The sequence below is a fragment of the Psychrobacillus sp. Z3-81 genome (assembly GCF_056620325.1).
Genome location: NZ_JBWQPU010000007.1, coordinates 55,306 through 78,201 on the forward strand (window position 1 = coordinate 55,306; position 22,896 = coordinate 78,201).

Sequence of the window (22,896 nt, forward strand, 5' to 3'; positions counted from 1 at the left end):
GTCAATGAGTCATTTCAATCCTCTTCGCCATTTTTCGAAAATTTCTGCAACTTCTTGTGATAACTCAATCTTAGAATTAGGCTTTGTTTCTTGAATATTCTTTACTTTTTTAGTAATGCTGGAGGAAATAGAAATCATTTCAATTTCTAATTCTCTCGCAGACTTTCTTAATGCTCCTTGACCAAAGATCACTCTTTGCTCTGTTAGATCTGATGTTGCTACATATATCTGTACTCTTCGCTGACTTAGTTCTTTCGTAAGCTTTTCTATCCGCTCATCAGCCGTTTCATTTTCTCGCGTATAGATAATCTCTACTTTGTTTTGCTTTGTTTTACTTTCGATGCCTGGAACTAAGTGGGCATCAAATACAATAATGACACGGATACCGGTAAATGCTTTATACTCTGCCATTAATTCAATCAGTCTATCTCTAGCATCTAGTAGCTTATCATTTTTCAAGCTCCTTAGCTCGCTCCATGCGCCGATGATATTATATCCATCGACAATTAATATCTGCATGAGTCTATTCCTTTAACGGATTTCTTACACGCCATATTTCATATAGAAGTATGGACGCAGCAACAGATGCATTTAAACTAGTTACATGACCGACCATTGGCAGGTAGTAAAGAAAATCGCATTTATCTCTCAATAGTCGACTCATCCCCTTGCCTTCACTACCAATTATTAAAGCAAGTGGCAAAGTTGCATCCATTTTTCGATAATCCGTTGACTTTGCAGCATCCGTCCCCGCAATCCACACCCCACGATCCTTTAGTTCATCCACTGTTTGTGCTAAATTTCCCGCTCTATATACAGGAACATGTTCAATTGCTCCAGTAGATGCTTTTGCAACAACCGCCGTGAGGCCTACAGCTCTTCTTTTTGGAATGATAATACCATGAGCCCCCACCGCATCGGCAGTTCTCATGATGGAACCCAGATTATGCGGATCTTCAATCTCATCTAAAATAATGAAAAGCGGATCCTCCTTCTTACTTGCAGCAAGCTGAAACAAGTCATCCAGCTCAGCATAACGGTATGCTGCAACAGAAGCTACAACACCTTGATGATTAGCATCTGTCAGTTGATCTAGCTTCTTTTTCGGAACAAATTGCACGACTACTCCAGCGCTTTTTGCAAGTTGAACAATTTCCGATATACCGCCTTTTTGGACACCTTCTCCAATCCATACCTTGTTCATATCTCTTCCTGAACGCAGAGCTTCCAGTACAGGATTTTTTCCCGCGATTATTTCTCCAGTTTGTTCTGTGTTTTCTACCACTGTTACTTCTCCCCTTTCTTCTTATCTATAAACTCGATTGCAAACCGCAATACTTCTTGTAACCTTGCTTGTTGTCCGCTAAGATATAGGCTGCCAATAACAGCTTCAAATGCCGTACTATAATTATACGTTTGAACATCTGTATTTTTTGGAACTGATCCAGATTTAGCATTTCTGCCCCTTCTTAAAGTCGCTTCTTCTTCCTCTGTTAAAAATTGAAGATCCAGCATTTCTCTCACAATCGAGGCTTGCGCCTTTGCAGAAACATAGAATGTTCCCTCCTTATGAAGAAGGTTTGGCCTTACGCCACCCTTCTTTATAAGGTGCTCTCTTACAACCTGCTCATAAACTGCATCTCCCATATAGGCAAGCGCTAGGGAGTTCAATTGCTTTGTGTTAGTTTCTTTCCATTCAGTCACGATTATCCCCTCTTCCAGCGAATGCCTTGCGCTGTGTCTTCCAGGATAATATTCATCGCTTTTAATTGGTCACGAATTTCATCAGCCCGAGCAAAGTTTCTTTCTTTTCTAGCTTTTGTTCTTTCTTCAATTAACGCATCTATTTCTGCGTCTAAAACCTCTTCTTCCTTCTTAAGGACAATGCCTAAAACACCCATCAAAGAGTCGAACAGCTCAATAAAGTTATTTAGTACAAGGGAAGAGGTTTGCTTCTCCAGTAAGTATGTGTTAGCTAGCTTCGATAGCTCAAAGATTGCTGCAATACCATTTGCTGTATTAAAGTCGTCATCCATCGCAATCTCGAATTGCTCTTTAATCTCATTCATTTTGTGATTCCACACATCGTCTTGATCTCCAAGATTAGCGGTGTTATTTAAGCGGTGTAAAATGTTCTCGTACGAGGTACGGATACGTTCTAAACCAGCTTCAGCTTGCTCTACCAATTCTCTGGAATAATTTATCGGGTTACGATAATGGACACTTAGCATAAAGAAACGAAGAACTTGTGGATCGATTTCCTTTCGAATATCGTTCACTAAAACAAAGTTTCCTAATGACTTTGACATTTTTTCATTGTCGATATTAATATAGCCATTATGCATCCAGTAGCGAGCAAAAGTCTTCCCTGTTCTCGCCTCTGATTGAGCAATTTCATTTTCATGATGTGGGAAGGTCAAGTCTTGCCCTCCTGCGTGAATATCAATTGTATCTCCTAAAATTTCACGCGCCATAACGGAGCACTCTATGTGCCAACCGGGTCTTCCAATTCCCCATGGGCTTTCCCAATAAATCTCGTTTGGTTTAGCGGCTTTCCAAAGTGCGAAGTCTAAAGGATCTTCTTTTTTCTCCCCTCTTTCAATACGGGCACCGACCTTTAAATCATCCACTGATTGATGAGAAAGCTTTCCATAGCCCTCGAATTTTCGAGTTCGATAGTATACATCTCCTTGAGACTCATACGCATAGCCTTTTTCGATTAAAACCTCGATAAATTCAATAATTTCCTTCATGTGTTCGGTTACGCGAGGATGAGCATCCGCTCTACTGCAGCCCAATGCCTCCACGTCTGCAAAATATGCATGGATAAAACGTTCCGTAAGCTCTGAAACATCTTCCCCAAGCTCGTTTGCTGCTTTAATAATCTTATCGTCTACATCTGTAAAATTGGAAACATACGTTACCTCGTATCCTCTATATTGTAGATATTTTCGGACAGTATCATAGACAATTACAGGTCTAGCATTCCCAATGTGTATGTAGTTATATACAGTCGGACCGCAGACATACATCTTTACCTTTCCATCTTCTAAAGGTATAAATGCTTCCTTTTCACGCGTTAATGAGTTAAATATTTGTATTGTCATGGCGAGTATTTCGCTCCTTTTCCTCTGTTAATTGGTCAACTAGTCCTTGCAATTCAGCTACTTTATCCTCTAACTGTTTACAACGATCCGAAACAGGATCCGGTAAGTCTTGATGATCTAGCTTTTTCTTCACCTTTACACCATCCTGTATAACCACCACTCCTGGAATTCCCACAACTGTTGAATTGGCAGGGACATCCTTTAACACCACTGAACCTGCTCCAACCTTACTGTTTTCCCCTATCGTAATAGAACCCAGCACCTTAGCTCCCGTAGCAACCAATACATTATCCTCTAATGTAGGATGGCGTTTCCCTTTTTCTTTCCCGGTCCCTCCAAGTGTAACCCCTTGATAGATAGTACAATCGTTCCCAATCTCACATGTTTCTCCTATTACAACTCCTGAGCCATGATCAATAAAAAAGCGACGCCCAATCTTTGCACCTGGATGGATTTCAATTCCTGTAAAAAATCTACTTAACTGCGATATTAACCTGGCAAGGAAGAAAAACTCCTTTTTATATAAGGTATGTGCAATTCGATGACTCCATATAGCATGTAGCCCCGCATATGTGAGTACTACCTCCAGCTTGCTAGTAGCAGCAGGATCCTGCTCAAACACTACCGCTATATCCTCTTTCATACGATTAAACATACTCATTCACTCCTTCCAACATGAGAAATACATAGGTAAAGCGAAAAGACTCCGTGCAACCGATGCTCAATTCTCTCCATAAAAAAAGTCTCTGTCTATAATTAGACAGAGACGCGAAAAGCGTGGTTCCACTCTGATTGGAAAGAATATCATTCATTCCCACTCAACATCCTTAACGCGGATAAACGTCCAGCCTACTCGAAACTTCGACATGGCGCTCAGAGGTGCATTTCAGAAGCTCATTGGTTCAGATCACTTTCAGCCGGTGATGATCCTCTCTAAAGAACATAAGCCTCTTACTTCTCCTCGTCCTAGCTTTTCTCTTACCGTTCTATATTTGTATTCCCATTCTTACATCTTGGTTTATAAAAGTCAATTTTATTGTTTTGCAAATTTTGCAACGCGCTCAATTACTTTCTCTTTGCCAATTAAGCTGATTGCGTCCCCTAATTCCGGACCATGCGTTTGACCTGTAGTCACCACACGGATAGGCATAAAGAGATTTTTTCCTTTATGTCCTGTTTCTTTTTGCACTGCCTTAATAGCTCCTTTAATATCTGTAGCTTCGAAGGATTCTAAGCCCTCTAACTGAGCTTTAAAAGCCGCCATTACTTCAGGAACTTGTTCGCCCGCCAACACTTCTAAGGCTTCCTCATTATATGCTAACTCATCGTTAAAGAACAGGGTAGAAAGCTCTACAATTTCAGCCCCATAACTCATTTGATCATGATAAAGTGCAATTAGCTTAGTAGCCCATTCCATTTGCTCTTCCGATAGTTCTTGTGGAAGAAGTCCCTCTTTTTGCAAATGAGGAAGAGCAAGCTCTACCACTTTTTCTAAAGGAAGCTGTTTAATATATTGGTTATTCATCCAAGTGAGCTTTTGTTTATCAAACATAGATGGAGATTTAGATAAACGATTCACATCAAAAATCTTAATAAATTCTTCTTTTGTGAAAATCTCTTCTTCTCCCTCTGGAGACCACCCTAATAGTGCGAAGAAATTAAACATAGCTTCTGGTAGATATCCGAGATCCTTGTATTGTGCAACAAATTGGATGATTGATTCATCACGCTTCGATAGTTTTTTTCTATTTTCATTAATAATTAAAGTCATATGACCGTACTCAGGATATTCCCATCCAAACACGTCAAACACCATTAATTGCTTTGGTGTATTGGATAAATGCTCTTCTCCGCGGAATACATGCGTAATCTTCATCATGTAGTCATCTAACACTACCGCGTAGTTATAGGTTGGAATTCCATTTGCTTTCACAAGAACCCAGTCACCTACATCTTTAGATTCAAAGGAAACTGGACCGCGTACTAAATCATTAAATGAATAAGTAACGTTTTCAGGCACACGCATACGGATAGTATATGATAGACCCGCGTCTTCTTTTGCCTTTACTTCTTCAGCAGATAGATGACGGCATTTCCCATTATACATAGGAGCTGCTACTCCTCTTTCCTTTTGTGCCTCACGATCAGCTTCAAGCTCTTCAGGAGTACAGAAGCATTTATAAGCATGCCCCTTCTCCATCATTTCCTCCGCATGCTTTGTATAAATATCTAATCGCTCCATCTGACGGTAAGGTGCATAAGGTCCACCGATGTCTACTGACTCGTCATAGTCCATTCCTAACCACTTTAGGTTTTCTAACTGAGACAGCTCTCCACCTTCAATATTTCTTTCGATGTCCGTGTCTTCAATACGAACGATAAATTTCCCATTATGGTGACGAGCGAATAAATAGTTAAACAATGCAGTGCGTGCTCCCCCAATATGGAGATTTCCAGTTGGACTTGGTGCATAGCGTACGCGAACTTCTTGTGTCATGATAAATCCTCCTAATTTTCTTCCGAATATAAGCAAACTCTGACAGTTATACCATCAGAGGTTATCTTTGTTCATAAACTTTATATATTCTACCACTGCTCTTGCTATTTTTAAAGTTAGTCTTTTTTCATTAACAAAATGGTTGCAAGGGAAGCAATACCTTCCTCGCGACCAGTAAATCCTAATTTTTCTGTAGTTGTCGCTTTTACATTTACTTGTGAAATATCAGCATTAAGTAGCTGAGCTACACGAGCACGTATTTCTTCTATATAAGGAGCCATTTTTGGTCGCTGTGCAATAATGGTGCAGTCTACATTTCCTAATACATACCCTTTTTCTTCAACCATTTTCCAAATATGTTCAAGCAGCTTTGCAGAATCTGCGTCTTTAAATTCTGGGTCAGTATCAGGGAAATGTCGTCCTATATCCCCTTCTCCAATTGCACCAAGTGCTGCATCTGTTATTGTATGCAACAATACATCAGCATCTGAATGTCCAATAAGCCCTTTCTCGTGCGGGATCGTAACCCCCCCAATTATTAAAGGTCTTCCTTCTGCGAATTCATGTACATCAAAGCCTTGTCCAACTCGTATCATTCTTATTCCTCCTGTTCCTGTTTTGCTAACAGAAATTCTCCGTAGAGTAAATCTTCTGGGGTCGTCATTTTTATATTATCGTAGGTGCTTTCCACTATGTACACTCTTTCTCCAAGCCTCTCCACGAGCATTGCTTCATCTGTCCCAAGAAAGCCATCCTGTTCTGCAACTCTTTCCGCCTTTTCTAGGATTTCATATGGAAAGGCTTGTGGCGTCTGAATAATCCATAGACTTTCTCGGTCTACCGTTTCTTGAATAACATGATCCACTACCTTTTTCATCGTATCCTTCGCCCGAACAGCAGCTACTGCCCCGCCATATTTTTGAGCAGCTTCTACAAGCTGGTGGATAACATGCTGTTTAATAAAAGGTCTTGCTGCATCATGCACAAGGACAACTCCTTTTACGGAGACCTCCTTCAAGCAAGCATAAACGCTATGCTGCCTCTCGTCTCCCCCCTCAGCAATAGCAGAAACCTTCGTTATGGAGTGTTCCTCCAGTAGTTGTTGGATGAGTGCTCTTTCCTCATTTTTCACCGCCAAAACAATTTGATGGCATTTTGGATCCTTTTGAAATACTCGAAGTGTATGTATTAATATAGGAACATTGTTCAGCGGAATTAAGAGTTTATTTTGCCCCGCTCCCATTCTTTTCCCGCTACCAGCTGCTGGCAATAGCACTGTATACTCCACCTTTTGGCTTCCTCCTCATTGATACAGAAAAAGGGATTGCTCCTAGTTTACGGAACAACCCTCCCCCCTATTTCGTTTCTTGTGGTTTTGCAAAAATCATTCGACCAGCAGAAGTTTGTAAGACACTCGTCACTTCCACATTTATCGCTTGTCCTATATAAGATTTACCGCCCTCTACGACAATCATTGTTCCATCGTCTAAATATGCCACACCTTGATTATGCTCTTTTCCATCTTTAATAACAACCACGTGCATTATTTCCCCGGGAATAACCACAGGCTTTACCGCATTAGCAAGATCGTTAATATTTAATACACGTACCTGGTGAAGCTCACATACCTTATTAAGGTTGAAGTCATTTGTTACAACAATTCCATCCATTTTCTTAGCCAAACGAACGAGCTTCAAATCCACCTCTGATATATCATCGAAATCATCCTCTACAATCCTCACAGCTGTTGCACGTTCAGATCGAAGCTTGTTCAACACATCTAAGCCACGTCTCCCTCTTGTTCTTTTTAACGTATCCGAGGAGTCAGCAATATGTTGAAGCTCTGTAAGAACAAATTGAGGAACAACCAGTACCCCTTCAATAAAACCAGTTTCGGAAATATCAGCAATTCGTCCATCAATAATAACACTTGTATCTAAAAGCTTATATATTTCAGAAGAACTTGCGGGTCTTTCATCATCCAGGTCCTCAGGTGTTTTTTTCTTCCCATTTAGTTGTTTAGATGGAGTGAATACTTGAAGAAGCTCATCTCTCTTTTTAAAGCCAACCTGAAAGCCCAAATATCCAAGAATGATAGACAGCAATACTGGGATAACAGACTGGAAAACTGGTAGCTCAATGCTGTTGACTGCTGTCCCTAATAAGAAGGCTACGATTAAACCAATAACTAGACCAAGCGTTCCAAATAATAAATCTCCGATTGGAGCTTTTAGTAATCTTTCTTCCATCCATTGAATGAAGTTCACCAAATAGTCGGTTAAGAATAGTGCCGCAAAATACAGTAAAACTGCTCCTATAAGAATAGAAACGTATATATTGTTAATCCAAGGGTTTTGGGATAAATTAATTAATTCGTATAAGTGCGGTAAAAATATTAACCCTAGTGTTCCACCTATTAATATAAACGAAATTTGTATAATCCATTTTAACAATATGTCCACCTCCGCCTTTTTCATTATACTTCCTACTTCTAAAAGAAGTCTATTGGGAATGGGAGCATTTTAAGCTCCCATCAAGAAAATGCTTCTTTCATCGCATCGTTTACTGACTCAATCCCTATAACCTGAATTCCTTTAGGGTAATCCCAACCACCTAGATTAGAAGCGGGAATAATTGCCCTTTTAAATCCAAGTTTGGCCGCCTCTTGGACACGCTGCTCAATTCTAGAGACTCTCCTTACTTCTCCAGTTAGACCGATTTCACCTATAAAGCAATCCGTGGGATTCACTCCAGTGTCTCGGAAACTAGAAACGATACTTACTAGAACGGCTAAATCAATTGCAGGTTCGTCTAATTTTACGCCTCCCGCAACTTTAATATAAGCATCCTGGGTTTGGAGAAGTAACCCCATCCTTTTTTCTAATACAGCCATTAACAAGGATACCCTATTTTGATCTATGCCAGTCGCCATTCTTTTAGGATAGTTAAAGCTTGATTGTGTAACCAGCGCCTGAATTTCCACGAGAATTGGTCGTGTCCCTTCCATCGAGGCAACAATGGCTGACCCAGCAGCACCATGAGATCTCTCTTGTAAAAATAATTCTGAGGGGTTTAGCACTTCTTTTAATCCTGATTGCACCATCTCAAATATAGCAATCTCGTTTGTGGAACCAAATCGATTCTTTTGTGAGCGTAAAATACGATACGTATGATGCCTTTCTCCTTCGAAATATAGAACTGTATCTACCATGTGCTCTAGTAATCTTGGACCCGCTATTTGTCCCTCTTTCGTCACATGACCGACTAAAAAAATTGCCACGCCTTTCGTTTTTGCGATACGCATTAGCTCTGCTGTACATTCTCGCACCTGCGACACACTTCCAGCAGCGCTAGTAACTTCCGGATGATGGATTGTTTGGATAGAGTCCACAATAACGAACTTTGGCTCCACTTGCTCAATTGTGTCATTGATTAGCTCCAAATTTGTTTCAGAGTAAATGTATAACTCGCTAGAAGTAACACCAAGACGTTCTGCACGAAGCTTTGTTTGGCGAATAGATTCCTCACCAGATATATACAATACTCTTTCTCCTTTATTAGCGAGCAGAGCAGAGACCTGTAATAATAAGGTGGACTTTCCGATGCCGGGATCTCCTCCTATCAGTACAAGCGAACCTGGGACAATCCCCCCTCCTAATACTCTATTCAGCTCCGTCAATTCTGTCTGGACTCTTGGCTCTTCAACCGTTTCTACTGAGACAATGGGAGTTGCCTTTTGGGCTACGCCAGTGGAATGCTGGAAGGAGCGCTTTGGTCCTTTAGATACAACTTCTCTTTCCTCTACCATGGTATTCCAAGCACCACAGCCAGGGCATCGACCCATCCATTTTGCCGCTTCATAACCACATTCACTGCACATAAATTTTGTTTTACTTTTCGCCATTACTTCCTCCTATGTAAAAAGGCATTCCGTTCTCACGTTCGGAATGCCGTAATTTTATTAGCCTTCTGTTACTGGTTCTGCTGTTCGTACGACGAACTCATCATTTTCTACATCAAATACTACGTGCTGACCTGTTAGAACAGTTCCTTTTAACAATTCTTCAGAAAGTCTATCTTCCACATGCTTCTGAAGTGCTCGACGTAGTGGTCGTGCTCCGTATGTCGGATCATAGCCCTCAGAAGTAATTTTGTCTTGTGCTGCTGGAGTAAGCTCTAAATCGATCCCTTGCTCTTTCAAGCGTTTTGCCAGCTGCTCAGTCATAAGCGTCACAATTTCTTTTAGATGTTCTTTCTCAAGTGAGTGGAACACAATCATCTCATCTAGACGGTTTAGGAATTCAGGTCGGAATGCTTTTTTCAATTCCTCTAACATTTTTCCTTTCATGTCTTTATAATCTGATTTTGCATTATCTTGAAGATTAAAGCCAACGTATTTGTTATATTTCAGAGCATCTGCTCCAACGTTAGATGTCATTATTACCACTGTATTACGGAAGTCTACTGTACGGCCCTTAGAATCTGTTAAGCGTCCATCCTCCAATACTTGAAGGAGAATGTTAAACACATCTGGATGCGCTTTTTCTATTTCATCTAAAAGGATGACAGAATAAGGTTTACGACGGACTTTTTCTGTTAGCTGGCCTCCATCATCAAATCCAACATATCCCGGAGGAGAACCTACAAGACGAGAAGTCGAATGCTTTTCCATGTACTCGGACATATCTACGCGAATCATTGCATCCTCGTCACCAAACATAACCTCTGCAAGCGCACGAGCTAACTCTGTTTTCCCTACCCCTGTTGGCCCTAAGAAAATAAAGGAACCGATTGGTCTTTTTGGATCCTTCAAGCCTGCGCGCGCGCGACGGATTGCTCTCGAAATTGCATCTACCGCTTCTTTTTGCCCGATAACACGTTCATGAAGCTTTTCTTCCAATTTTAACAGCTTCTCCGATTCTGTTTGTGCTAGCTTGGAAACCGGAATACCAGTCCACATGGATACTACGGAAGCAATATCTTCTACCGTTACTTCTGATTCTTCTTTTCCTTGCTTTTCTTTCCAGCTATCTTTCATTTCTTCTAATTTATCTTTAATTTTTTGCTCTTTATCTCTAAAGGAAGCTGCTTTTTCAAATTCTTGACTTTGTACAGCAGCATTCTTTTCAGAACGAACAGCCTCTAGCTGTGCTTCTAGTTCCTTTAAGTTTGGCGGAGTTGTATAAGAGCGAAGACGAACCTTTGATCCTGCCTCATCAATTAAATCGATTGCTTTGTCTGGTAAGAAGCGATCTGAAATATATCGGTCTGACATTTTCACCGCTGCCTCAACAGCTTGATCAGAAATTTTCACTCTATGGTGAGCTTCGTAACGATCTCTTAACCCGTAAATAATTTGAATTGCTTCGTCTACTGAAGGCTGATCTACTTGAATAGGTTGGAAACGACGTTCTAAAGCTGCGTCTTTCTCAATATATTTGCGATATTCATCAAGCGTAGTTGCACCTATACACTGAATTTCTCCACGAGCTAGGGCAGGTTTCAAAATGTTAGAAGCATCAATTGCACCTTCCGCTCCTCCTGCTCCAATCAAAGTATGCAGCTCATCAATGAATAGAATGACATTGCCCGCTTGGCGAATTTCATCCATTACTTTTTTCAAACGGTCTTCGAATTCACCGCGATATTTCGTTCCTGCCACCACGGTTCCCATGTCTAATGTCATGACACGTTTATCACGTAGTATTTCTGGTACTTCGTTTTGTACAATTTGTTGAGCAAGACCTTCAGCAATAGCTGTTTTACCTACTCCTGGTTCTCCGATTAATACTGGGTTGTTTTTAGTACGACGAGCAAGTATTTCAATTACCCTCGTAATTTCTTTGCTTCGACCAATAACAGGATCCAATGTACCTTCTCTTGCAATTTGTGTTAAATCCCTTGCAAGACCATCTAATGTTGGCGTACTAGCTGGAGCAGCACTGCTATTGCCATTGCTTCCATGAGCTTGATCGGAGCTTCCCAATAACTGAAGAACTTGCTGACGAGCTTTATTTAAGCTTACACCTGAATTATTTAATACTCGTGCAGCTACTCCCTCACCTTCGCGAATTAACGCTAAAAGCAAGTGCTCTGTGCCGATATAAGAATGACCAAGTTTTCTAGATTCATCTACGGAAAGTTCAATTACCTTCTTCGCACGAGGTGTATAGTGTACAATCGGGCCAACATCTTCTGTTCCTGTACCTACTAGTTCTGCAATTCCCTTTTCAATTAATTTCGGGTCCACTCCGATAGCATCTAATGCTTTCGCAGCAATTCCACTTCCTTCTCGAATTAAACCAAGCAAGATATGCTCTGTTCCTATTGATTCATGCTTTAAACGAATTGCCTCTTCTTGAGCCAATTGTAGTACTTTTTGGGATCTTTGTGTAAAACGATTAAACATCATGCGATTTCTCTCCTTTTCTCTCTTTTTCTCCTTTTTGCAAACGTTCCCTTAACAACTTCGCTCGAAACATATCTCTTTCTGTTGTGGTTAATGAACTGCCTGCAAACTTTTGTAGAAAACCAGGCTGCATAAAGATCATGCATTCATTTAAAATAGTTTCATCCACATCTTTGATTAGCCCCATATCAATTCCTAAACGGACATCTGAAAGGCAACGTGCTGCTTCCTCCGTAGTCATGAGCCTTGCATAAGAAAGGATTCCCAAGGAACGGTAGAGCCGGTCCTCTAATGTATTTGGAGAATGCTTTAGCAAAGTATCTCTAGCTTCTCTCTCTTTTTGGATAATTTGCTCTGTGATACTCTGAAGATCGGCCAAGATATCCTCTTCGGTTTTACCTAACGTAGTTTGGTTGGACACCTGGTACACATTGCCGAGCGCTTCACTACCTTCTCCGTAAATGCCTCGCACTACCATTCCTAACCGGGAAATAATCGTTATGATTCTACTCATCTGCTTTGTTTTGGTTAGTGCCGGCAAGTGCATCATGACAGAAGCACGTAAGCCTGTGCCTGTATTTGTTGGACAGCTTGTTAAGTAACCAAATTGCTCATCAAAGGCATATGGCAGTTCTTTTTCTAATAATCTGTCAATGGTATCTGCTTGCTTATATGCCTCTTCTATTTGAAGACCTGGAAATAAGCATTGAATCCGGATATGGTCCTCCTCATTGACCATGACACTTACCGATTCATCCTCAGATAACAGCACAGAACCAGTCTCAGGTGAATTTGCTAGCTTTGGGCTTATTAAATGCTTCTCAACCAGTACCTGTCTACTAAGCTCCGGTATATCTTTTATTTGAATAGAGGAAAAGTTCATCTTTAAATGCTCATCTGCGTCTATGAGAGTGGAAGAGACAGAATGGTCAATTTTATGTGCTTCATCCTCCGAAAATGCTAATGGAAAACGATAGCCGTTCAAGTTTCTAGCTAATCGTATTCTAGTGCTCATCACAATATCGGAATGCTCTCCATTACCTTCCATCCAACTGGAGATAGAATTATCTAAAAAATGATCAATGGACATCTTCTTCACCTCCGGCAAGTTGACTTTCTAATGCCCTCGCTTCATCGCGAAGTCTCGCCGCTTGTTCAAACTGTTCTGTTTCAATCGCTTCTTTCATTTGGTCCCGAATACTATCAATTCGTTTTTTCAAAGCTATTCTCTCTCCAATAGCACCCGGCGCTTTTCCCACATGGGTAGCATTCCCATTATGCAATCTTTTTAAGACCGTGGGTAGTTGATCGCGGAAGCTATTATAGCAGTTAGCACAACCAAATTTTCCTTCATCCAAAAAGCGTTGAATAGACCAACCACATTCTTCACAGGCAATTGCCGGTCTTTGTTGTCTATGGTGAATTGGTTGCTCTGCATGGTTAAACCAATTAGACAATAACTGATGCAAGGAGAGCGGGTCCTGTTTATATTCTACGTAAAACGGGTTGAGTCCACTTGCACATACCTCACAATAATGTCTTTCAAAGTGTTCACCATTATGAACTTGTGTAACTGTTACTTTGGCAGGTCTCTGTTTACAATTTTCACAAATCACTTCTCAACACACCCCGTCTCCTAATCATTTTTCTCATATTTCAAAGTAAGCAGCATCGCAGTTAGAAGGCGTGCCCTTATTTTGTCTCTTGTTGGAAAAGGGATATTCAGCGTATTCCTACTAAGAGCAGCCAAGAGCAGTTTTGCTTCTCTTTTTGTAATTACTTCTTCCTCCAGTAATCGAAATACAATATCTTCCGTAACCGATTCTGAGGCACCATTTTCAATACTATTTATTATATGCTCAATTAAATCAGCCTTTGTATGCGCACGGACTCGAAGGATTCGAATATACCCTCCACCCCCGCGCTTACTCTCTACTAAATAACCACGATCTTGGGTAAACCGAGTATTAATTACGTAGTTTATCTGCGATGGGACGCATTGAAACTTTTCAGCAATTTCACTTCTTTTAATTTCAATTTGTCCTTTGCTTTCTTCTTCTATAATCGCTTTTAAATACCCTTCTATAATGTCAGATATATTTTTCATCTTCTCACCTCTTCTCCGCAAACTGACTTTGACTATCTTTGACTATATTATAACGAGATTCTTTTTCCCATGCAATTCATATGCTTTTCCCTAGAAATGCGTAAGCGCCTGTTCTGCTCTGACAAGCAAATGGGGAAAAGCGAGGAGGCAGCTCTCCGGCCACCACAGCTTTTTCACATTTGACCTCGAGGGGCAAGGCGCTGGAACTGGACACCACGAAATGCGCAAGCGCCTGTTCTGCTCCGACAAGCAAAGCTAGGTGGTTTTGTCATCGTCTTATCCTATAAAGTGAAACTTTGATTGGTGGGGGTTTGCTTTCATCCCCCACCAATCATTAGTTGAACCAATCGGGCTTTTAGGGACAGTTGATCTCCCGCTTAGCTGTCTTATTTCTTTTGCCATCTTGAAGTGGGAGTCTTACTGTCCCTTAATGCGGGATAAAAAAACTACCGACTAAAATAGTCAGTAGTTTCAGGTTACCTCAAAGAGAAAATTTATATTCCGTTTTACTTATCTTTTCTTTTTAAAACCTTTTTGCGACTTGGATAGCTGCTTCCACTTATCCCGTTCCGCCTTTTGAGCCACCATATCATTTTTCCTTTCGATATGGGCAAGCTCTCGCATGAGCTTTACGTAGCTCTTATATCGCTCATTTTTTAACCTGCCGTCTTGAATAGCTTCTTGGACAGCACAACCGGGTTCTTTTTTGTGCTCGCAATCTCGAAAGCGACAATTTAATGCCAAATCCTCGATATCTTGAAAGCTGGCACTGACGCCCTCACTATTATCCCAAAGCTGAAATTCTCTCATTCCTGGCGTGTCTATCAATAGACCGCCATTAGGTAGCAAGGTTAGCTCTCTATGGGTAGTAGTATGTCTTCCTTTACTATCATCCTCTCGGATATCACTTACCGTCATTACTTCTTGCCCAGATAAAGCATTGATCAAAGAAGATTTTCCAACACCTGATGAACCAAGCAATGCTCCTGTCCTTCCATTTCCCAGTAAGTTGGACAGTTGTTCTATGCCTTCCCCAGTGACACTACTCACTGTATAGACATCTAGCCCAAACGCTACTGACTCTACCTCACTTAGATAATACGCCAAGTCCTCACACATATCCTTTTTTGTTAGTACAATCACTGGAATTGCCCCTGAGTCCCAAGCCGCAAGTAAGTAACGCTCCATACGGCGAATATTAAAGTCATGGTTAAGTGACATCACAAGAAACACATAATCCACATTTACTGCTACTAGCTGTATTTCCGTTGTAGAACCAGCTACCTTTCGGGAAAATTGAGAAACACGAGGTAGTACAGCATGGATAATCCCTTTTTCTTCCCCAGGCATTTTTTCTAAAACTACCCAATCGCCTACCGCTGGAAACATCTCTCGCCCTTGCTCAAACTTAAACTTTCCGGATAATGTACACAGCCATTCCCCTTCATTTGTTATCACTCTATATAAATGCTTATGCTCCAACAAAATCCTACCAGCAATTCCTCTACCATTTAACTTTTCTTCCCAATTATTATTCCAACCATATTGTTCTATTTTATCCAATTTAAATTCCTCCTAATAATTAGCCAAACATCATGCCCTTTTTAGTCAAAGGTTAAAATTAGGCAATAAAAAACCATGACTGCACGAAATCAGCAATCATGGTCCCCGATCATTAGAAAGAAAGTAAATGGAATAGCAAAAGAATAGCTTGATTAACTTCAAGCTTTCCCCCTTATTTAATCCAGTTTACAGAATGGGACATCATGAAATGACTGATTCGTTGGTTAATAGTTACAATTGCCATAATACCCCACTCCTTTCGTTTGTTATTTACAGAATACTACAACACTTCTGAACATGCAATAGGCTTTTTACGCAGTAATATCTCGTTTATTAAAGGTCACAAAGCTAATAACTAAAAATACAACTGTATAGATGGCTATAACAGAAATAGAAAAAGGTAAAGTTAAGCCCTCTATGAGTGGTTCACCACCTATAAATTGTGATAAATCAGTATTAGCAAATAAAATATACTTTGCAAAATCAAACTTCATGGAAAGTAAATAAGTTATATTCGTCCCCATAAATAGTAGGAAGATAGAAATACCTATCGCCAGAGAGCTAGAGCGGAATACAGATCCAATCATAAAGGCCAAAACGCTAATAACCAGCACATTTACTAAAGAAAGAACAGTTAGCAATAAGACTCTTCCCCAGAAGGATACTTCTGTAATTTCTCCGTTATTAGCTTCTAGTATATAAGCTGGAGTAGACTCAAAGAATAGATAGCTTGTTATGATCCCTAAGCTTACCGTGATAGCTGTAAGTACCGTTGCAAATAAACTCATCGCCAGCAACTTAGAAGCCAGTATTTTCCACCTTTTCACCGGTCTCGTTAATAGCATTTTTATAGTCCCTGTCGAAAATTCTGTTGCAATCATTCCTGCTCCTACAATTACCGTAAAGAGAGTTACAACAGATAACATAGACGGAACGTCCAGAATGTACTCCTCAGCAGAGTAGCTTTGAACAGGTGGCAGATTATTCTCCAAGCGATGCTCTAATATTCTTTTTTGGTCCTTTAAATCAGCTGATACTACTCCACTGTTCAGCTCTTGGTCAATCATTGTTAATTCAGAGCTGGCAGCTTGCTTCCAATCCACAGGGTCATCCATTGTACTCATCCATTTTCCGAGCCCTGCTGAAGCAAACATTAGCAAAGCAATTAAGATAACCATCACCCAAGTACCCTTCTTACTCCAAAGCTTCAACCATTCATTTCTTATGAGATTCAGCAATTTGTCCACCCCCTGTTAATTCTAAAAATTGATCCTCTAACGTACGTTTGTATGGTGTTATTTCATATACCTGCACACCGTTCGCTAAGAACTCTCCTACTAGGACTGGAACCTGGTCCTTTTCTATAGATACGAGGAGGCCATGCTCGTGTCTTGTAAACTGAATTTCCTTTGTCGTTAAGAACTCCTGAGCTCTATCTTTCGGTGTAACCTCCAAATAATATTCTGAAGACTGCTCTTCTTTTACCTCTTTTAGAGTAACCAGCCTTCCATTCTGAATAACCGCAATTCGATCACACATTAGCTCTATTTCTGCTAACAAGTGACTCGATACGAAGATGGAGACCCCTTCCTCCTTCGCAATTTTTCGCAAATATGTCCGAAATTCTCGAATTCCAGCTGGATCTAGCCCGTTTGTTGGTTCGTCTAAAATTAAAAATTTTGGACGGTGAAGTAATGCCTGGGCTAATCCTAGTCGTTGACGCATCCCCAAGGAGTAAGTAGAGACTTTCTCATGAATCCGATTTTGCAGACCAACCTGAGCAATTACCTCTTCTATTCTCTCCTTGCTAATATGCTTATGCATTCTTGCAAAGTGAACTAAATTCTTATAGCCACTCATAAACTTATACATCTCCGGATTTTCAACAATAACCCCAACCTTACTCATCGTCTCCTCAAAGTGCTGGGAAATGGCTTGCCCATCTATAAATACCTCTCCATCTGTCGGTCTCATAAGTCCGGTCATCATACGAATGGTGGTCGTTTTCCCTGCTCCGTTTGGCCCTAAAAAGCCAGTTATTTGCCCTGGATATAAATCTAAGCATAGATTATCAATAATCTTCTTTTTACCTATAACCTTTGAAAGTTTTTCAAGCCTGACAATTGGCTGCTTATCCATGTATCTTCTCCTCCTTAAACAAGCTTTTCATCCATTGTGTAATGTCCTCACGATTATTTTCACGAATATCATCAACTTTTTGATGTGCAATCACCTGACCTGCTTGCATAACAATGATTTCGTCCAAAATCGGTTCTACCTCTTTTATTTCATGTGTAGACAATATAATAGTTTGTTTCTCAATATCCACAAAACGAAGGAAGCCACGAATAATATCCTCCCTTACCATTGGGTCTAAGCCTGATAAAGGCTCATCAAGCAAATAATAATCAACTTCTCTCCCTAACGTCGCAGCAATCTTTGCCCGTCCTCTACTCCCTTTAGAAAGCCTTTTTAAGGAGGAATCAAGGTCGATGCCGAGAAATTCGGCTACAAGCTTTGCTTTATCCATCCGAAAATCACTAAATTGGGAAGCATAGTATTGAAATAGCTGCTTTACCGTAAAATAAGGAAAAATATCATCGGCATCGGTTAAGTATGCAACTTTGGCAGCAGTTTTGTAGGACACATTCTCGCAGTCCAATAGGATAGATCCTTCATCGGGCGATAATATCCCTGCCATTAATTTTAAAAGCGTAGATTTTCCCGAGCCGTTTTCCCCACACAGACCAATGATCCTTCCTCTCGGAAAGGATAACGTCACTCTATCTACAGCCTCGCGCTTCCCATATTTTTTGGTTACTTGATCTACTTGAATCATCTGCTATCCCCCCTCTTCCAATTACTCAGCTGCATAAGGACTTCCTCTTCCTTAAATCCAAATGATTCCATTTGCTGAATAAAGCTCTCTACTAGTGAATTCATCATTTCCTGTCGAAGTAATTCTAGTCTGTGAAGATCCTCCGTCACAAAAGTCCCCTGCCCTCTTTTAGTCTCTGTTAGCTTCATTAACTCCAGTTCTCTATACACCCTTTGCATTGTGTTCGCATTTACGCCTAATTCCATTGCATTCTCTCGAACAGATGGGAGCTTTTCACCAGGCTTCACACGTCCCTTTAAAATTTCCCCACATATTTTATCGATGATTTGTTGATATATCGGTTTGTCTGGTAGAAAGTCAGTCATATTGATACCCTCTTACTCTCTTTTGAATTACCAGGACGGATAGCAAAAATAAGATAACTAAGAATGTAGCCCTAATGAATAAATCAAATAAATAAATATTGGTATAATCCATGAAAACAGCAAAGTAGGCACCCTTTATCTCCAGCAATTCTATGGGTTCTAAATGAATCTTCCACTGACTAGCGAAGTTCTGATACGTTTCCGATTCAGTAATTCTAAGATAAGTTCGGTGAAAGTAAAAATAAACAACGATTGCTACGATATATGCAAAGGATGTATTAAGAGGCTTTAATAAACGCCATAAAATCCACATAGTTAGTAGACCTATGGTTGCCCCTAATGCCACGAGATAAGTCGTCACAATTAGTGAAAGCTCCAATTGGAGTAGTGACACAAAGCCTAGGTTATTCTCTTCTACGATTAGGTAGTACTCCACTATAGTGACAAAACCATTAATCAGTAATCCAACTAAACTAAATAGCGATACAGCTATTAGCTTTGCACCAACTAACGTAAACGCTGATGACTGATTATGGAACCAAATATCTGGTCTCTTCATCTCTTTTTCTAAACTAGTGAAGAAAATTGCCAAGAAAAAGATAATATATGCATACATCCACATAGAGGAGGTAATAAGGTGAACCTCACTTATATGCTCTTCCATTTCAACCATTCTTTTTAATAGAAAGGGACTGGCAATCGTTCCAATAACACTCGTAATAATACCTAGTATCATAATGCCTTTATACTGCATCCATTCTTTCCAAACTAAGCCCTTCACTCTGCCCATTTTATTCCTCCGATTGATAATATTAGTGTATTAGTTACATAGTACACTAATATTAAAAAAGATGTCAACCAATTTAAGAAAATAATTCCAATTAGCAAATAACAAGCAAAAAGGGACACAGAAGGAGACTCTGCCACCCAGTCAGTTCCCAATCAACCTCGAGGGACGAGCCAACGAACATCGGGTTCCCGGCATAAAAAAATCTTGGGAAACCCAAGATCTTTTACTATTGATATAAATGACAAGCTACAAAATGGCCAGGCTCTTCTTCCTGCCAAACTGGCTTCTTCTGTGCGCAAACCTCCATAGCTTGTGGACATCTTGTTCGGAATACACACCCAGAAGGAGGATTAATAGGGCTTGGAAGCTCGCCCTCTAAGATAATTCTCTCTCTAGCCTCTTCAATATCCGGGTCAGGTATTGGAATTGCAGATAGTAAAGCTTGTGTATAAGGATGTAACGGGTTTTCATAGAGCTTTTCACTTGTCGTAAGCTCTACCATATGCCCTAAATACATTACTCCAATCCGATCGGAAAGGTATTTCACCATAGATAAATCATGTGCGATAAACAGATAGGTTAACCCTTTCTCCTTCTGAAGACGCTGAAGCAGCTTCACAACCTGCGCTTGCACGGATACGTCCAAAGCAGAAATAGGCTCATCCGCAATGATGAATTCTGGATCTAAAGCTAGCGCTCTTGCAATACCGATTCTCTGTCTTTGGCCGCCGGAGAATTCATGTGGGTAGCGATTTGCATGGTCCCTATTAAGTCCTACATCCTCTAAAAGTTCATAAACCCTTTCCTTCATTTCTGCTTTACTTTCATAAAGCTTATGGACCTGCATCGGCTCTGCGATGATCTCCAAAACGGTAGAACGAGGGTTGAGAGAGGCATACGGATCCTGAAAAATCATTTGCATTTTCTTTAAATAATTTGTTCTTTCCCTATCGTTCATCCCATGAACATTTTTATCTTCAAATAAAACATTTCCTTCGGTTTTATTATAAAGCCCTAAAATTGTTCTACCTGCGGTGGATTTACCACAGCCAGATTCCCCTACTAAACCAAACGTTTCTCCCTTTCGAATATCAAAGCTAATACCGTCCACCGCTTTTAGTGTTTGATTAGCTCCAATATCAAAATGACGCTTTAAATCCTGTACCGATAAAAGTACTTTCTCTGTCATAATTCTCCCCCCCTATACGGTATATCGTCTTATAGCACAAATCTCTTCTTCCAGCTTTGACCCCTTTAGCAACAAAATTTCAATCGCCTTACCTGTAGAAGGAGAATGGAGCAGTTGCCCATTTCCATAATAAAACCCTACATGACGAACTCTATTTGTTCCTTTCGTCGCAAAAAATAACAAATCACCCTTCTTCCATTGTTTAGGGTCATCCATAGCTAACTCTACTCCTCCTAATGCTTGATCTCCTGCATCTCGAGGAATAAAGTGACCTATCGCTTTCATCATATTATAAGTAAAGCCGGAACAATCGTAGCCGTAGGGAGACATTCCTCCCCAAAAGTATGGTAAATCCAAAAACTCTTCTCCGAGGTCTACCGCTTTTTCTGCTGAAAACATTGGTAGCTGCTCAACAGATTCCGCAAATTGAACCTGCTTCTTAGAGATGAAAGCTTGTCCTTCTGGTGTCTGCACCACATAAGAGGTCTCTTTTTCCTCAACAACAGGCAATATAGTATTGAAAGGGACTATTAGAAATGGGTCTCCATTTGGATAGAACATTTGCGCTTTGTTAACTGTTACCCTCCCTATCCCAATAGCGTCTTCCAAAGTAACACGCTTCAGCTGAGAAAGAGGGACCCAGCCAGGGTAGCCTCTCTCGTCTTTTTTAGAGGGTTGCCATACCGCAATAATTTTTGCCCACTCTTCTTGAATATCCTCCACTAATACGGGTTCTCCATATAAAAGCTGTGTTTGGACTCGATTATCGTCACAAAGAGCAAGACGTTCTTTGTAAGGAAGTGCTTCTAGCCATTCCATCATTTGAACTGGATTAGAAATTCCAGGTGTATCTATTTCTCTAGCTGATGCTGGATTTGTCCAAACAGTAGCGACCTTTACTCCACATACCCATTCATACGGTTGTTTTGACATCATTTCGGTGCTACCCCTTCCCTTTGTATACTCTTGACACCTAAACCGCTTTCTGGAGGAAAGGACATCATATTCTGATGATAGATTACTCCACCCTCCACCAAATCTTTTGCAAGCATAAGCGGTGCATCGAAATCGAAATACCGAATGTTTGGTTGACTCGCAGCAAAGTGGGCTGCAGCAGTAATACCTAGCTTTGTTTCAATCATGCTACCTACCATGCAACTTATGTCATATGCTTCTGCTAGATTATTAATCTTTAATGCGTTGTAGATTCCACCGGCCTTCATGAGCTTGATATTTATGTAATCCGCTGCTCGCATACTAATTACTCTAGTTGCATCATACACACTAAAAACACTTTCATCTGCCATGATAGGTGTATCCGTATGATCTGTTACGTATTTTAAACCTTCTAAATCATGCGCTGGGACAGGCTGCTCCACAAACTGAATATCTAAACCCGCATCCTCCATAGCTCGGATGGCTCTAACCCCTTCCTTAGCACTCCATCCTTGATTCGCATCTAAACGAAGTGAAGCCTTATAGCCAATTTTTTCTCTAATAGCCTTGATACGCGCGATGTCATCCTGTATCTCGCCGATTCCTACCTTTATTTTCAAAATTCCAAAACCGTTACTTAGATAATTGGCCGCATCTTCTGCCATCTCTTCTGGTTCATTTACACTGACTGTATAATCCGTTTCAATTTTACTCCGGTATCCACCTAGGTATTGGTATAAAGGCAGCCCGGCATGCTGAGCAAGGAGATCATAAAGAGCCATATCAACCGCTGCCTTTGCACTTGTATTACGAACTACCGATTTATTTAACCGCTCAAATACAACTTCCTTTTCTAACAGATGTAGGCCAATGAGTTGCGAAGCAATAATGTTATTGATTGCATAGCGGATACTATCCATTGAATCGCCGGTAATTACATGAGTAGGAGGGGCTTCCCCGTATCCTACCCTTCCATCACTTGTAGTTACCTTTACATATACAGAGAACGCGGTTGTCACTGTTCGGAGTGCTGTTTTAAATGGCTTAGTTAATGGTACCGCTATATCAAATGTTTCAATTGATTGGATATACAT

Annotated in this window: 23 protein-coding genes and 1 other annotated feature; all 23 genes read right to left on the minus strand. The window is 40.5% G+C overall.

What is annotated here, in order from left to right; translation table 11 throughout:
- Nucleotides 1-9: 9 nt before the first annotated feature.
- Nucleotides 10-519: an NYN domain-containing protein gene (locus AC1ECF_RS09315; RefSeq protein WP_480389133.1), complete on the minus strand. Its 510-nt coding sequence runs from the start codon at nucleotides 517-519 to the stop codon at nucleotides 10-12.
- Nucleotides 520-523: 4 nt separating this feature from the next.
- Nucleotides 524-1,285: a 23S rRNA (guanosine(2251)-2'-O)-methyltransferase RlmB gene (gene rlmB / locus AC1ECF_RS09320; RefSeq protein WP_480389134.1), complete on the minus strand. Its 762-nt coding sequence runs from the start codon at nucleotides 1,283-1,285 to the stop codon at nucleotides 524-526.
- Between the two features lie 2 nt (nucleotides 1,286-1,287).
- Nucleotides 1,288-1,704 carry a Mini-ribonuclease 3 gene (locus AC1ECF_RS09325; RefSeq protein ID WP_480389135.1) on the minus strand — a complete coding sequence of 139 codons (417 nt, stop codon included), beginning with the start codon at nucleotides 1,702-1,704 and terminating at the stop codon, nucleotides 1,288-1,290.
- Nucleotides 1,705-1,706: 2 nt separating this feature from the next.
- A complete protein-coding gene (gene cysS, locus AC1ECF_RS09330; RefSeq protein ID WP_480389136.1) occupies nucleotides 1,707-3,107 on the minus strand; it encodes a cysteine--tRNA ligase in 1,401 nt (466 codons plus the stop codon).
- Nucleotides 3,088-3,762, minus strand: coding sequence for a serine O-acetyltransferase (cysE, locus tag AC1ECF_RS09335; RefSeq protein ID WP_480389137.1), 675 nt, complete (start codon nucleotides 3,760-3,762; stop codon nucleotides 3,088-3,090). The genes cysS and cysE overlap by 20 nt, the downstream gene beginning before the upstream one ends.
- A 104-nt stretch (nucleotides 3,763-3,866) precedes the next feature.
- Nucleotides 3,867-4,084: a binding site (T-box leader), on the minus strand.
- A 56-nt stretch (nucleotides 4,085-4,140) separates the two neighbouring features.
- Nucleotides 4,141-5,604: a glutamate--tRNA ligase gene (gene gltX, locus AC1ECF_RS09340; RefSeq protein WP_480389138.1), complete on the minus strand. Its 1,464-nt coding sequence runs from the start codon at nucleotides 5,602-5,604 to the stop codon at nucleotides 4,141-4,143.
- Nucleotides 5,605-5,720: 116 nt separating this feature from the next.
- Nucleotides 5,721-6,200: a 2-C-methyl-D-erythritol 2,4-cyclodiphosphate synthase gene (gene ispF / locus AC1ECF_RS09345; protein WP_480389139.1), complete on the minus strand. Its 480-nt coding sequence runs from the start codon at nucleotides 6,198-6,200 to the stop codon at nucleotides 5,721-5,723.
- Nucleotides 6,201-6,202: 2 nt separating this feature from the next.
- Complete coding sequence (gene ispD / locus AC1ECF_RS09350) at nucleotides 6,203-6,892, minus strand: 2-C-methyl-D-erythritol 4-phosphate cytidylyltransferase (protein ID WP_480389140.1); 690 nt, start codon at nucleotides 6,890-6,892, stop codon at nucleotides 6,203-6,205.
- Between the two features lie 67 nt (nucleotides 6,893-6,959).
- Nucleotides 6,960-8,057: a PIN/TRAM domain-containing protein gene (locus AC1ECF_RS09355; RefSeq protein WP_480389141.1), complete on the minus strand. Its 1,098-nt coding sequence runs from the start codon at nucleotides 8,055-8,057 to the stop codon at nucleotides 6,960-6,962.
- Nucleotides 8,058-8,137: 80 nt separating this feature from the next.
- Complete coding sequence (gene radA / locus AC1ECF_RS09360) at nucleotides 8,138-9,508, minus strand: DNA repair protein RadA (RefSeq protein WP_480389142.1); 1,371 nt, start codon at nucleotides 9,506-9,508, stop codon at nucleotides 8,138-8,140.
- Between the two features lie 57 nt (nucleotides 9,509-9,565).
- Nucleotides 9,566-12,016 (minus strand): ATP-dependent Clp protease ATP-binding subunit, encoded by a 2,451-nt coding sequence (locus AC1ECF_RS09365; RefSeq protein WP_480389143.1) that lies wholly within the window; start codon nucleotides 12,014-12,016, stop codon nucleotides 9,566-9,568.
- On the minus strand, nucleotides 12,006-13,103 hold the full coding sequence (mcsB, locus tag AC1ECF_RS09370; RefSeq protein ID WP_480389144.1) for a protein-arginine kinase McsB: 1,098 nt from the start codon (nucleotides 13,101-13,103) through the stop codon (nucleotides 12,006-12,008). The genes AC1ECF_RS09365 and mcsB overlap by 11 nt, the downstream gene beginning before the upstream one ends.
- Nucleotides 13,093-13,482 (minus strand): UvrB/UvrC motif-containing protein, encoded by a 390-nt coding sequence (locus AC1ECF_RS09375; protein WP_480389145.1) that lies wholly within the window; start codon nucleotides 13,480-13,482, stop codon nucleotides 13,093-13,095. Before AC1ECF_RS09375 ends, mcsB begins: the two co-directional genes overlap by 11 nt.
- A 167-nt stretch (nucleotides 13,483-13,649) precedes the next feature.
- On the minus strand, nucleotides 13,650-14,120 hold the full coding sequence (locus tag AC1ECF_RS09380; protein ID WP_480389146.1) for a CtsR family transcriptional regulator: 471 nt from the start codon (nucleotides 14,118-14,120) through the stop codon (nucleotides 13,650-13,652).
- Nucleotides 14,121-14,630: 510 nt separating this feature from the next.
- On the minus strand, nucleotides 14,631-15,674 hold the full coding sequence (gene rsgA / locus AC1ECF_RS09385) for a ribosome small subunit-dependent GTPase A (RefSeq protein ID WP_480389274.1): 1,044 nt from the start codon (nucleotides 15,672-15,674) through the stop codon (nucleotides 14,631-14,633).
- 320 nt (nucleotides 15,675-15,994) lie between these two features.
- Nucleotides 15,995-16,921 carry an ABC transporter permease gene (locus tag AC1ECF_RS09390; RefSeq protein ID WP_480389147.1) on the minus strand — a complete coding sequence of 309 codons (927 nt, stop codon included), beginning with the start codon at nucleotides 16,919-16,921 and terminating at the stop codon, nucleotides 15,995-15,997.
- Nucleotides 16,899-17,822: an ABC transporter ATP-binding protein gene (locus AC1ECF_RS09395; protein WP_480389148.1), complete on the minus strand. Its 924-nt coding sequence runs from the start codon at nucleotides 17,820-17,822 to the stop codon at nucleotides 16,899-16,901. Before AC1ECF_RS09395 ends, AC1ECF_RS09390 begins: the two co-directional genes overlap by 23 nt.
- Nucleotides 17,815-18,522: an ABC transporter ATP-binding protein gene (locus AC1ECF_RS09400; RefSeq protein ID WP_480389149.1), complete on the minus strand. Its 708-nt coding sequence runs from the start codon at nucleotides 18,520-18,522 to the stop codon at nucleotides 17,815-17,817. The genes AC1ECF_RS09395 and AC1ECF_RS09400 overlap by 8 nt, the downstream gene beginning before the upstream one ends.
- Nucleotides 18,519-18,887, minus strand: a complete 369-nt coding sequence (locus AC1ECF_RS09405) for a GntR family transcriptional regulator (protein WP_480389150.1) — start codon at nucleotides 18,885-18,887, stop codon at nucleotides 18,519-18,521. The genes AC1ECF_RS09400 and AC1ECF_RS09405 overlap by 4 nt, the downstream gene beginning before the upstream one ends.
- Nucleotides 18,880-19,677, minus strand: coding sequence for a hypothetical protein (locus AC1ECF_RS09410; protein WP_480389151.1), 798 nt, complete (start codon nucleotides 19,675-19,677; stop codon nucleotides 18,880-18,882). Before AC1ECF_RS09410 ends, AC1ECF_RS09405 begins: the two co-directional genes overlap by 8 nt.
- A 226-nt stretch (nucleotides 19,678-19,903) precedes the next feature.
- Complete coding sequence (locus AC1ECF_RS09415) at nucleotides 19,904-20,866, minus strand: ABC transporter ATP-binding protein (protein ID WP_480389152.1); 963 nt, start codon at nucleotides 20,864-20,866, stop codon at nucleotides 19,904-19,906.
- Between the two features lie 12 nt (nucleotides 20,867-20,878).
- Entirely contained in the window at nucleotides 20,879-21,802 is a 924-nt protein-coding gene (locus AC1ECF_RS09420) for a C40 family peptidase (RefSeq protein ID WP_480389153.1), read from the minus strand.
- On the minus strand, nucleotides 21,799-22,896 hold the full coding sequence (locus tag AC1ECF_RS09425) for a dipeptide epimerase (protein WP_480389154.1): 1,098 nt from the start codon (nucleotides 22,894-22,896) through the stop codon (nucleotides 21,799-21,801). The genes AC1ECF_RS09420 and AC1ECF_RS09425 overlap by 4 nt, the downstream gene beginning before the upstream one ends.